At 41.7% G+C, this 13239-nt stretch carries 9 protein-coding genes; 7 read left to right on the top strand and 2 right to left on the bottom strand.

Annotated elements, in window-relative coordinates:
* Positions 1-113: 113 nt before the first annotated feature.
* The 3 genes from GJB62_RS14795 to GJB62_RS14805 all read left to right on the top strand — a co-directional run bounded on the left by GJB62_RS14795 (position 114) and on the right by GJB62_RS14805 (position 1551).
* Positions 114-464 carry a YkgJ family cysteine cluster protein gene (locus GJB62_RS14795; RefSeq protein WP_012411062.1) on the top strand — a complete coding sequence of 117 codons (351 nt, stop codon included), beginning with the start codon at positions 114-116 and terminating at the stop codon, positions 462-464.
* Positions 465-734: 270 nt separating this feature from the next.
* Complete coding sequence (locus GJB62_RS14800) at positions 735-1166, top strand: TMEM165/GDT1 family protein (protein WP_114086064.1); 432 nt, start codon at positions 735-737, stop codon at positions 1164-1166.
* 82 nt (positions 1167-1248) lie between these two features.
* Positions 1249-1551: a TMEM165/GDT1 family protein gene (locus GJB62_RS14805; protein ID WP_012411060.1), complete on the top strand. Its 303-nt coding sequence runs from the start codon at positions 1249-1251 to the stop codon at positions 1549-1551.
* 219 nt (positions 1552-1770) lie between these two features.
* Here the strand turns inward: GJB62_RS14805 and GJB62_RS14810 are convergent, their stop codons facing one another.
* Positions 1771-2697, bottom strand: coding sequence for a cobalamin-binding protein (locus GJB62_RS14810; RefSeq protein ID WP_114086063.1), 927 nt, complete (start codon positions 2695-2697; stop codon positions 1771-1773).
* A gap of 543 nt (positions 2698-3240) precedes the next feature.
* Here GJB62_RS14810 and GJB62_RS14815 point away from each other — a divergent pair.
* Positions 3241-5457, top strand: coding sequence for an ATP-binding protein (locus tag GJB62_RS14815; protein WP_114086062.1), 2217 nt, complete (start codon positions 3241-3243; stop codon positions 5455-5457).
* Positions 5458-5559: 102 nt separating this feature from the next.
* On the opposite strand, the gene GJB62_RS14820 is transcribed toward GJB62_RS14815, so the two are convergent.
* Positions 5560-5997 (bottom strand): GNAT family N-acetyltransferase, encoded by a 438-nt coding sequence (locus GJB62_RS14820; protein WP_114086061.1) that lies wholly within the window; start codon positions 5995-5997, stop codon positions 5560-5562.
* Positions 5998-6800: 803 nt separating this feature from the next.
* Here GJB62_RS14820 and GJB62_RS14825 point away from each other — a divergent pair.
* From GJB62_RS14825 to GJB62_RS14835, 3 genes are all read left to right on the top strand, one after another.
* Positions 6801-7301, top strand: coding sequence for a fatty acid hydroxylase (locus tag GJB62_RS14825; protein ID WP_114086060.1), 501 nt, complete (start codon positions 6801-6803; stop codon positions 7299-7301).
* Positions 7302-7843: 542 nt separating this feature from the next.
* Positions 7844-9841, top strand: coding sequence for an ATP-binding protein (locus GJB62_RS14830; RefSeq protein WP_114086058.1), 1998 nt, complete (start codon positions 7844-7846; stop codon positions 9839-9841).
* Positions 9842-9867: 26 nt separating this feature from the next.
* Positions 9868-13239 carry a PAS domain S-box protein gene (locus GJB62_RS14835; protein ID WP_114086057.1) on the top strand — a complete coding sequence of 1124 codons (3372 nt, stop codon included), beginning with the start codon at positions 9868-9870 and terminating at the stop codon, positions 13237-13239.

Consider the following 13239-nt stretch of genomic DNA (forward strand, 5'->3'; position numbering starts at 1 on the left):
ATAAGAAAAGACATAAAAACGTAAAATAGGGGCATTGGGCATTGTTTATTCTCCCTATTCCCTATTCCCTATTCCCTATTCCCCATTCCCCATTCCCCACTCCCTAATTCAAAATGGCAACTTGGCAATGTGTAAAACAATGTGGAGCCTGCTGTAATCTTGATCCAGCAGATCGTCCAGATTTGGATGAGTATCTCTCTCCACCAGAACTAGAACTCTACCTCAGCATGGTAGGCGAAGGCGGATGGTGCGTTAATTTCGACCATACCACGCGCGAATGTCGCATCTACTCAGATCGTCCTCGTTTCTGCCGCGTGGAATCAGAAGTTTTTCAAGATATGTATGGGGTTGAACCTGAAGAAGTCAACGATTTTGCTATAGACTGCTGTCGCCAGCAAATAGAAGGAGTATATGGCGATCGCAGCTTAGAAATACTACGCTTCGATAAAGCTATTGGGCTGTAACCTGGATTTCTCACAAGTGAGAAATCCAAGGAGTGTGGGAGGTGTGGGAGGATGGGGAAGAAGTTTTACCCCCCACACTCCCCACACTCCCCACACTCTTCTTCCCTCTCTGCCTACACTATGCGTGAGAAATCCGGGTGTAAGGAGGATCTTAGGACACAAAAACACCCCATAATTTTTTTGTCTCCATTTATGTAGTTGCAATTTATTACAACAATCTGAGAATATGATAGAAATATGAAAATAATCTAGCAACCAAAACTACTGCTTGTGAAACTTGACTCTGCACCTTTGGAGATTTCTGGCATAGCTCAGACTGAAATCGAGCTAGAACTGAAAGATAGCACTGATTTTAACTTAACTCCTGCGATCGCCCAGCAAGTTCAGCCTGTAGTTGCCGATAGTCCTCCAAAGCAGCAATCAGTGTTAGTAGTTTTTGGCACAACTTTTGTAACCATTTTTCTAGCAGAAATTGGAGATAAGACTCAGCTATCCACCCTATTAATGAGTGCAGAATCTCATTCGCCTTGGGTGGTATTTCTCGGATCGGCAGCGGCGCTGATAACCACGAGCTTATTAGGTGTACTTTTAGGTAGTTGGATGGCTAACCGACTCAGCCCAAAAACTGTAGAAAAATCAGCAGGTGTGATGTTGTTGGTAATTTCCCTAATGCTGTTTTGGGATGTATTTATTGGTCATTAGTCATTAGTCATTTGTCATTTGTCATTTGTCATTGGAGAAACTCCCATTCCCCATTCCCCATTCCCCATTACCCCTAAATAATATGGATTGGCATCTTTTAGGACTGAGCTTTATTACAGTTTTTTTATCAGAATTGGGTGACAAAAGTCAGCTAGCTGCGATCGCACTTTCAGGGCGTTCTAACTCTCCACGCGCGGTATTTTTTGGTGCAGCAGGCGCATTGCTGTTGACTAGCTTGTTGGGAGCATTAGCAGGGGGAGCAGTAGCCGAATTATTACCTACACGTTTGTTAAAAGCGATCGCTGCGATCGGATTTGCCATCCTTGCTGCACGCCTGCTGTTATTTAACAACGAACCATCGGCGGATTCTGAAGAAACACCTTAGAGAAGAATTCAGAATTCAGAATCCAGGAATCAGAATTTATTCTTTGTGGGCTATTGGAACCCGCCAAAGCTTTAAACTATATCACTCAGTACTTCTCTAGGAGACGCTGACCGTAGCTTGCCTACGGCACGTTCGCGGAGCGTGCCGTAGGCAAGTGGTACGACAAACTCAGTAACCATCGTACTCCTGAATTCTGACTCCTGAGTTCTGAATTCTTCTTTACAAAAGTTCCCAAGCTGTTCCTTTGTAGCCGTATTGGAAAATTTCGGGATGCAAAATTTCAGCCAAAATTTCGAGAGAATCTACCAGTCGTGGCCCTGGACGATTAAAGTAAGAATTGCCATCAGTGATGTAAACCCTACCAGCTTGCGTAGCGTGTAGTTTTTCCCACTCTGGACGTTTAGTTAACAATTTGGCTTCTTGGCGAGTGCGATTTAAATCAAAGCCACAAGGCATAAAAACAATGACATCTGGATTAGTTGTTAATAGTGTTTCCCACGGCAAGATAGGAGAAGGCTGACCTGTATAACAAAATAGAGACTGTCCTCCTGCCAAGTTAACTAATTCAGGAATCCAATTGGCGGCAACCATTAAAGGATCAGTCCACTCAATACATGCAACAGTAGGCTGTTCATTTAAAGAAAGTCCTTGGATTCTTTGCTGACAAATTTTGACGCGAGCTTCTAAATTTTCTAAGACTTTTACCGAATCTACCTCGAAGGCGTTACCGACTCGCTCAATATCAGCCCAAATATCTTGGAGAATATTGGGTTGTAAAGAAATAATCTGCGGTTTACTGTCAATGAGTGTAGCAACTGCCTTTTCAACTTCGTGTAAGCTGACAGCGCAAACATCACACTGGTCTTGAGTGAGAATGTGAGTAGGCTGCAACCGCTCTAAAACATCAGTTTTTATTTCATAAATACTGAGAGCAGATTGTAATAAATCGTTCACCTCATCGTTAATTTGGCTGCTGGAGGCATTGGAGTCTAAGCGTGCTTGGGTACAAACGGGGCGATCGAGGATTTCTGGAGGGTAATCGCATTCGTGCGATCGCCCCACAATAGCATTAACCAATCCTAGTGCCGCTAAAATCTCTGTTCCACCGGGAATTAGGGAAACAATTCTCACATTACTAACCGTCATCGCTCCACCTCCATAAAAGCTCGCATTACCTTAATATTCTCAAAATTTTAGTCATTAAGTATCTTTCTCTAGGGGAATCAACTGTGTTTTGGTAATCATATTGATTATCTGTGAAGTTGCTCCAGAACTTAGGGCTTATGCCCATTGCCTCAGCAAGCTTGATTTTGTACAGTTCCAAAAAAATGAATTAACATTAACACTAACCAACAAATTGGCTTACAGCCCTTTTCAAGTAATTAAACTACACCACTTCCTACTTCCCAAATCAAAACACTATACTACTTAATATTTGAGTGAAATTACTTGATAGTAGAATTCCTGTAAATGCTAATTATCCCCTGGCAAAAATTACTGGCATGAAGTAATAAAAGTGATTAGCAAAATATAGTTTGGAACTCGTTATCCAGAATCAGAAAAATTTGATTATAAAAAATATACTTTCCGGTTATGAAAAAGCATACCAAGTAATTGTAGTTATACAAAGACGGTTCTACTTTTTGCGTAGAACTGGAAAGCAAAATTATTTCTTCTTGAGGTCAAGTAATGCAGGTGGTGTCAGCTAGAGATATTACAGAGCAAAATCAGTCCCAAGAGGCTTTACAAATCAGAGAAAATAGTCGTCGAAAACAAAGCCAGACATTAGTACAACTGGCAAGAAGTAAGACATTTCAACAAGGCAATCTTAATGCAGTATTGAGAGAGATCACAGAAACTGCTGCTCAGACGCTCTTAGTCAAGCGAGTTGGGGTGTGGTTATATAATGAAGAACGCTCAAAAATTGAATGCATCGATTTATATGATGTAAAGACTAAGGAGCATAGCTTTGGTAACTCGCTTTCACAAGAAAATTATCCAGCTTATTTCCAGGCATTAGAAGAAGAACGTACCATTGCCGCAAATGATGCCAGAAATGATATAAGAACCCAAGAATTATCCGAGCCTTATCTTTGTATTTTAGGCATCACATCCCTATTGGATGCACCCATTTGGCTAGAGGGTCGTTTGGTAGGCGTAGTATGCCACGAACATATAGGTGAACTTCGCCAATGGACTTTAGAAGAAGAAACTTTTGCTGGCTCGATTGCAGATTTCGTGACTTTGGCTATAGAAGCAAGCGAGCGAAACATGGTACAGGAAGCACTGCGACAGAGTGAGGCGAAATTTCGGGCAATTTTTGAACGTTCTTCTATTGGTATTGGACTTATAGATATGAAAGCGCAGATAGTCGATACTAATCCGGTACTGTGCGAGATTTTAGGATACAGCCAAGAAGAACTATACGGTAAGCGCTTTACAGATTACATTTCCACGCAAAAGGGGGATTTAAAACTTTACAAACAACTGGTGTCAGAAATTGGCAAAAACTCAGGGAAAACTTCAAGGTTCGGCTTCCAAGTCTCCGAACTTGAGGAACAGGCTGTCGATAAACATCGCATTGAGGTGGAAAGACGCTGCTTACATAAAGATGGTAGCCTAGTTTGGACTCATATCTCTGTTTCTGTTATACCAGACAGCAATGGTGAACCTGAGTTTTTTCTAGCGATGATTGAGGATATTACTGAACGCAAGGAAACAGAATTGAAACTACGTGCCTCTCAAGAAGCAGCAGAAGCTGCTAGTCGGGCAAAAAGTGAATTTTTAGCAACCATGAGCCACGAGTTGCGAACACCTCTTAATGCGATTATGGGCTTATCGCAGTTGCTGCAACAAGAAGTAGTTGGCTCTCTCAATGAAAAGCAGAACGAATATGTAAGTTGTATATATAGTAGTGGTGAGCATTTGTTGGCACTGATTAACGATATTCTTGATTTATCGAAGGTAGAAGCAGGCAAAGAAGAACTGTTACTGTCACCTTTACCAGTATCTGATTTATGTAATTATGCCATCTGGACAGTGCGTGATCGCGCCTCAGAAAAGGGGTTAAAACTCACCTACAAAATTGACCTACAAGAGGATATTTGTATTGCTGATGAGCGGCGCATCAAGCAAATGCTACTCAATTTGCTCACCAATGCCATTAAATTTACCCCAGCCGGTGATGTATCGCTGGTAGTGAAAAAAGCACCTCAAGGAATAACCTTTACAGTTTCAGACACTGGAATTGGTATAGACCCAAATCAGTTTCAATTTCTATTTGAACCATTTAAACAGCTTGATAGCCAATTAAATCGGCAGTATGAAGGCACTGGTTTAGGTTTAGCTTTAACACGCAAACTAGCGCGTTTGCATGGTGGAGATTTAACTGTTACATCGACTTTAGGAGAAGGCAGTCAGTTCACTTTGTTTTTACCAAATCCAGTAATTTCGAAAGCAGTCGAGAATGAAAAGCATGAGGAAGATCAGGGAGATGAGGGAGAAGAATTTACTTTATCCTACTCCCCAGACATCCCCAAAAATAAAACTATTTTACTTATAGAAGAAGAGGAAAAAACTGCAACAGTTTTGCAAGACTATCTTCAGTCAATTGGCTATAAAGTCAAGTGGATAGATAATGAAAACGATTTTTTGAACCAGGTGCAAAGCCTCCAAGCAGATTTAGTTTTTTTTGATTTCCAGCTAACTAGAAAAACTAGGATCTTAAATTTGCTAAATCTTCTTAGACAAAAGCCTTCTTGGAAAGATACACCGATTGTAATAATGACTTTGAGCGAACCTATAGAAAAAGAAATTAATAAGTTACCAGGTAGTGCTAATGACTATCTTGTTAAGCCAATCCGCACAGTCCAGCTAGAGTCATTACTAATGCGATATTTGAGCTAATTTTACTATGAAATTTCTTGTTTATTGGTTAGGAAATTTCGTATTTAAAATCATTGTCAACTGCTGTGATTACCAGTTATTAAAATAAGCAGATTATTTAGACTATGAGATGTTTTTTCTCATTGTTACATGGCGAATGCTTGCTTCTTCAAATATTTCTCCCTCTTCTATAAAATCCAGTTTTTTGTATAAATTTATCACATATTCTTGAGCGTGAATCACAACTTGTGTAATATTTTTGTTAGCTATAATCTGTAGTGCCTTTTCCATAATTTTTGTACCAATACCCTGTCCTCTAGCTGTAGATAAAACTGCAAGCCTTTCTATCTTGGCAGTTTTATCTTCCAAGTATCTAATTCTGGCAGTACCAACAGCTTTTTCATTTAAATAAGCAATCAAATGCTCAGATATTGCATCTTTGCCATCAAATTCTAAAGCAGGATCTACATTTTGTTCATCCTGAAAAACTACTTGTCTAATTGCTTTAATTGTAGGAAAATCTTTAGACATTTCAGCAATTTTTATAGATAAATTACTCATCAAACTCTTTCTGTTGTTAGATTATAAAATAATTAGGATATATGGCAATATGCTTAGAATAGTGATATTCCGCCTCAGAATCTCACCCGAACCCGCTTATAAAAAACAGGGTTATTTTTTCTATTATAGGATCATAATGTCAGGACTAATTTTAGCTTATTCGTAGCCAAACCAAGGCATTTATCTACTTTTTATGGGAAAATTTGAATTGAATTTTAGGGGTCTAAATGTAGATTTTACATCACTTGTCTCTGAAAAATCATGTTAGTTCTATATACTCAAAATTTTGCCATATCTCAATTTAATTGTAAACTCGCTTTACTCACCTTGATGACCCAAGTTGTTTTGGCATAATCCTTATTTCTGTGGTTCTGATTAAATTCATCATTGAGACTTAATTGCAATCAATTTGGAATTAACAATTTCGAAAAAAGCCTTAACCTAAATTTGTACTAACTTTAACTCAATCTTTGCCTACGCTGTATGCCTTAGTAAGAAGATTGTGTAGTAACTCTGGTAAAATACTGTATTCCAATCGGGTTTTAGATGTATTGCTACCATTAACCCAGAGCTAGAAGTCAAGCTGGAGGTTCTTAGGAGTTGCTGTTTACTGCATTTAAGGATTGGAGATTCATGAAACTGCAACTGATCCAATTACATATACTCTGAACCAAATTCACTGGAGCGTAGACCCATGATAAGCACAAATGCTGTTTGCACGGAGGAAACCAGGTGTCTACGCCGACAGCATGACATTTGCATATTTTCTGTGGAGTTTTCTTAACTATTCTTGAGGAGTACAAATGCTTGAGGCTATCGCTGTTGCTTGGTTATTACTGTTTTTTGGTGATTTTCTATCTACATTTATTTACCACGTACCCGAGCATGTTTTTGGTAGCCTTCATTTAAAAACGCACCACTCCTGGAAAAAAGATTTCCGCCACTACGCTATTTTGACTTTTAATCCTCAAGTTCTTTTAGATGGTATCTTAGGAGCTTTGCCTTATGTACTCATAGCAGTAGTCTTGTGGTCTTTCTCTCCCATTGGCGTTATTTCGGGATTACTGCTTGGTCAGTTTCATGTATGGTGGAGACACATAAGTGTACTTGGTTGGCAAACTCCAAAGCCTATAAATATTTTATGCCAAATTTTATTTGTTACTACTCCTGAGAGACACTGGTTACATCATCACAAAACTAATTTAGGTTTCGGTGATATTTTTACATTCTTTGAACAACCTGCACAAATGTGGTTACGCTGGCTTCGGTTACTCAGACTTCGCTTTCGCTACTCGCGGATCTAACTGAAGCTACTACTTATCTCAATACTTTTTAAACGTACCAAAAGAAGTTGTGATCGCAGCTTCTTTTGGTACGCTATTTATCTTTTCAGAAAAATATATTATCAGGTAGTGGCAATTCATGAATTGCCCCTACTGTATGTGGCTTTGTGTAAGCCCTAAAAATAAGCGAGTTACACAAACAGAAGTATACCTTTGTAACGAAGTATAAAGGTATTTGCTAATGTTCAACTTCACTGTTATATCGCCAATATTTTTGGGAAAACTAGTCTTAATTAGTAAATTATTATATCTCTAGATTTTTATGATAATTTCTCTCTTTTCTAGAGAGGGCTGTTTTCCTTCTACCCTTCGGGTATCTCCTAAGCCCTTCGGGCACGCTTTGCGAACGGAGACGTTACGCGAACGCAGTCGCTCATGGGGAAAACCCCCAAGACCGACCTGTCTCACTTCTTGCCCTGTATTTCCTGTCTTCATTGATAAGATTAATCACCCAATTTGCTTGAATGGGGTTAATTTGCAACTTGCTGCTTATGAGGTGTTTTATGTCCCCAGTTAGCCTCAGAAAGATTCTCAACAAAAAAGAATTGCCATCTCTCCTTCATAATTTAGTCTACCAACTCAACATTGCGATTGATGTTGAACTCGTAGACGGCACAAAACTACTTAGCATTGGGGAGCAAACTACCGAAAACCGATATCCAATCGAGATGTCAGGAGAAATCATCGGTTGGGTTGTGGGAGGAGAACAGGCAACTCTAGTTGCAAATTTGCTCTCATTGTTGGCAAAGCAAGAAGCTGAGAAGAAAGTACTGGCCATAGAATTGCTAGAGCGATACCAAGAAATTGATTTGTTTGACGATATCTCGACTCAACTCGCAACAAGTTTGGATACGCGACAGATTGCTCAACTCGTGCTTCAAGAATTAAGTCGATTAATTGAATCGTCTGCGGGGATGATTCTGCTTTTGAGTCCAGATACAACTGCATTTGAAATCATTGCCGAATTTGGAGATTTTTTTGACGATAGCCACCCGGAACCAGGTAAGGGGATTATTGGCAACATTGTGCAATCCAACCGGGCAGAACTGATCAATGATGTGCAAACAGATCTTCGATTAGAGGTGAAAAAAAACGTTAGCGCCATGATTTGTGTACCGTTACGAGCCAAAGAGCGGGTACTGGGAGCGATCGCGATTGGGGCATCCAAAACTGAATCATACAAAGCCGAACACCTGAAACTTGTGAGTATCTTTGCCTCTCAAACAGCGATCGCCATTGACAAAGCTCTGCTTTACGAGCAAAGCACTCAAGCAGCAGTTCAGGCACAAGCTCAGACAAAAAAGCTTCAGCAAGCTCTTCATGAGCTGCAATTGGCCCAAACTCAGTTAATCCAAAGCGAAAAAATGTCCAGTCTCGGACAACTTATTGCCGGAGTTGCCCACGAAATCAACAACCCGCTTAACTTTATTTGCGGCAATTTAAAGTATGTTGCCGAATACGCCCAAAACTTATTACACCTATTGGAAAACTATCAGAAATTCCTACCTGTTGTCCCTCCAGAGTTGGAATCAGAGTTAGACAATATAGACCTGGAATTTATCATGCAGGATCTCCCCAAACTGCTAGATTCGATGAAACTGGGCACCGGTCGCATCGTAGAAATTGTCCAATCCCTGAAAAACTTCTCCCGCCACGATGAATCCGAAATGAAAGCCGTCAATATCCATGATGGTATCGACGGAACGCTAATGATTCTTCACCATCGCCTGAAAGCAGATATTCACCGTCCGGCAATTGAAATCATCAAAGACTATGCAAAACTTCCCCCCATTGAATGCTATCCCGGACAGTTGAATCAGGTGTTTATGAACATCCTGGCAAATGCCATTGATGCTTTGGAGGAGACAATGAGTAATGGGGAATGGAAAAATTCTCATTCACCTCATCTCCTTGTCCCGCCATCTCCTCACTCTCCACTCCCCACTCCCCAAATCACTATTCGTACCAAAGTTCTTGATCGCCAGTGGGCTGTGATTCGCATTGCCGACAATGGCCCAGGCATGAAGGAGGACGTTATCCACCGCATTTACGATCCCTTTTTCACCACAAAAGATATTGGTAAGGGAACCGGGTTAGGTATGGCAATCAGCTATCAAATTGTTGTAGACAAACATGGAGGAATGCTCAAGTGTCGTTCTCAACCAGGTGAAGGCACAGAATTCTGGATTCAGATTCCCTTAAATTGTGCAGTGGTTGCCCCTACTGAAGAAGAGAATTACACCTCTGCCTCGCCAACTGTCACAACGATATTACCCCATATACCCGATGCCGACGGCTTCATTCCATCAACAATTCCAATGCTCAAACCGACGGATTTACTGACCCGCCATACTCACTTGATCCAGCGACTTTCACAGCAAAATCCAGGTGTGGAAACTGCATCACCCGATGAAATTTACCAGATGTTCCAACGCCACCCAATTTCATTAAAGCTTTACGCCACTTTGTTGTCTTGGTTCTGTTGTTCTAACCCTACTTAAAATACGCCACTAGAGAAACCTTAACCATGTTTAAGCAACTTGATGATTACAATAGTCAGCTATTTGAAAAATGTCCTGTTGGCCTAGCATTGTGCCGAACAGATGGGACGCTAATTAATACTAACCTTGCCTATGCTGCTATTTTGGGGCGCACTGTTCCAGAAACCCTGAATCTCAGCTATTGGCAAATTACTCCTGAAAGCTATGCTGCCTCTGACCGAGCTACCCTAGAAAACCTAGAACAAACTGGTCGCTATGGGCCTTACGAGAAGGAGCTAATTCACAAAGATGGGCATCTAGTCCCGGTCAGAATCTCCGGGCTGATAATTGAGAAAGATGGCGAACGAATGATTTGGTCTAGTGTGGAGGATATCAGCGATCTTCGACTCGCCCAGCAGGAACGCCAACATACTGAACAAATCTTGAAACAGAGTGAAGCTCGATATCGCTCTCTAGTAACCGCTACGACACAAATTGTTTGGGTAAGCACACCAGAAGGAATTTGCATTGAACTAGCAAGCTGGATAGCATATACAGGTCAAAGTCTAGCAGAAGCGGCAAATGGAGGTTGGATTGATGCCGTTCATCCTGACGATCGCGATCGCACAGCCCAAGTCTGGTATACAGCTGTGGCCAAGTGCAGCATTTATGAAACAGAATACCGAATTCGTGGCAAAGACGGCAGCTATCGCCACTTTTCTGTCTGTGGTGCCCCAGTCTTGGAAGCAGACGGCGACGTTCGAGAGTGGGTTGGCACCTGCACCGATATTCACGATCGCAAACTAGGAGAACAAACTCTCCAACAAAACGAACAACGGTTTCGCTCTCTGGTGACTGCTAGCTCACAAATTGTCTGGGTGGCTACGCCTGAAGGACTGGCGGTAAGCCATGAAATGCCTACCTGGTTAGCGTACACAGGTCAGAGTGCAGAAGAAGTTGAGGGTTTGGGCTGGCTTGATCCGATTCACCCCGATGACCGTAACCGCACAGCCTTAGCCTGGAGTACTGCTGTGGCAAATAAGAGCCTCTTTCAAACTGAATACCGATTTCGTGGCAAAGACGGCAGCTATCGCCACTTTTTTGTCTGTGGTGCCCCCGTCTTAGAAAAAGATGGCAGCGTTCGAGAATGGATTGGTACTTGCACCGATATTCACGATCGCAAACAAGCAGAAGCCGAAAATCAACGTTTGATGGATATGTTAAATCATTCCAGTGATGCCATCATCGTTCGTGACATGAGCGACAAAATCTCTCACTGGAATCAGGGTGCCGAGAGACTCTACGGTTGGACGCGTGAAGAAGTAAAAGGCCAATGTATTCAAGCATTTCTCAAAAAAATCTTTCCAAAACCAAAAGAAGAAATCATCGCAGAGTTATTAGAGCAAGGTAATTGGGAAGGAGAAGTGCAACACCTCACCCATTTTGGCAAATTGATTATCGTCCAGAGTCGATGGACATTGCAACGAGACATCGACGGTCAGCCCTGCGCGGTGCTAGAAATTAATACCGATATCACTGCCCGCAAACAAGCAGAAATTGCTCTGCGGCAACTGAATCAAGAACTGGAAGCCAGAGTTGCAGAGCGGACAGCTGCCCTGCAAAATACCTTAGCAGAAGCACACGGATTAAATGCCATTTTAGATAACTTAGCAGACGGTTTATTAGTGGCAGACACCGTAGGACAAATTACCCACTTCAATCCTGCCTTTTTAGCTATGTATGAATTGACAGATACCTCTGTCAACGGTCACTACCGAGAACTGCCAATATCTGGTTTAGCAGAACTGGTTGCCCGAACTCAATCTCATCCCGGAGAGGTATTTTCTGCTGAAGTTGCACTGACGAAGGAACGCATTGGTCAGGCAGTGGCGACCGCTATTTTCAAAAAGACGGTGGAGCAAGAACCCCCTACCTGCTTCGGTTCTGCGCTGCTGATTCGGGATATAACAGCAGAAAAAGAGATTGACAAGATGAAGACCGACTTTATCTCAACGGTTTCCCACGAACTGCGAACACCACTAACTTCTGTTCTCGGTTTTGCATCAATTATTAAAGAAAAGCTAGAAACTGATGTGTTTCCAATAATTTCTACTGAAGACCGCAAGCTTCAAAAAACCATTAAGCGGGTGGCGGATAATCTCAACATTATTGTGTCGGAAGCAGAACGACTCACATCTTTGATTAACGATGTCTTAGACATCGCCAAGATGGAAGCAGGTAAGGTGGAATGGCAGATGCAGCCGCTCGATCCCAGCGAATTACTGGATTGGGCAACCAATTCTACCGCCGGGTTGTTTGAAACCAATGGCTTGCAGTTAGTCAGCGAGATTGAACCTGGACTGCCTCAGATAGTAGGCGATCGCAACCGTTTGCTGCAAGTTTTAATTAATCTGATTTCTAATGCCGTTAAATTTACCGAATCTGGTTGTGTTACCTGCCGCGTCAAACAAGGAGACGACGGTGTTTGCATCAGCGTCATCGACACAGGCATTGGTATTGCACCAGAAGATCAGCCAAAAGTGTTTGAGAAATTCCGCCAAGTTGGTGACACCCTCACCGACAAACCCAAAGGCACAGGGTTAGGGCTACCCATCTGTAAACAAATCATCGATCATCATGGCGGTAGAATTTGGGTTGAAAGTGAACCAGGGAATGGCAGTATATTCTCATTCATCATTCCCACCTACACCAGCGATCAAAAAACCACTACTAATCTGAATCTGGATACGCTAGTCAAACAACTTAAAGAACACGTCATTACCACAAACCCAGTGGTGAACAAAAACCGTAAAACCATTTTAGTTGTGGATGATGACGCTAACATTCGGGAACTGCTTCGTCAACAACTAGAAAATGAAGGCTACAACGTTCAGGAAGGAAAGGACGGCGTGGATGCAATTCATCAAATTAAAATAGCCCGTCCCGATCTGATTCTCTTGGACGTGATGATGCCCCAAATCAACGGTTTTGATGTGGCAGCTGTTCTCAAGAATGATCCTCAGACCGCAGACATTCCGATCATTATTTTGTCAATTATTGAAAACAAAGAACGGGGCTACCACATTGGTATTGATCGCTATCTCACCAAGCCCATTAATACAGAGAAACTCCTCAACGAAATTGGCTCACTGCTTTACCAGGGTACTTCTAGTAAAAAGGTATTAGTTGTAGATAAAAATGCATCAGCTTTAAAAACCTTATCCGATGTACTACAAGCTCAGGGATACAACGTGATTGAAGCCTCTAATCCGCAAGAATGCATAAATAAAGCTCTGTCAGCCAAACCTGACATGATCATCATCGATTCTATCTTCTCTCAAGAAGGTGATTTGGTGAAAACCCTACGGTTTGAGAAAGAGTTAGAAAATGTATTTTTTATTATGCTGTCTGAGCAGTAA

Source organism: Nostoc sp. ATCC 53789 (genome assembly GCF_009873495.1).
GTDB classification, from domain to species: Bacteria; Cyanobacteriota; Cyanobacteriia; order Cyanobacteriales; family Nostocaceae; genus Nostoc; species Nostoc muscorum_A.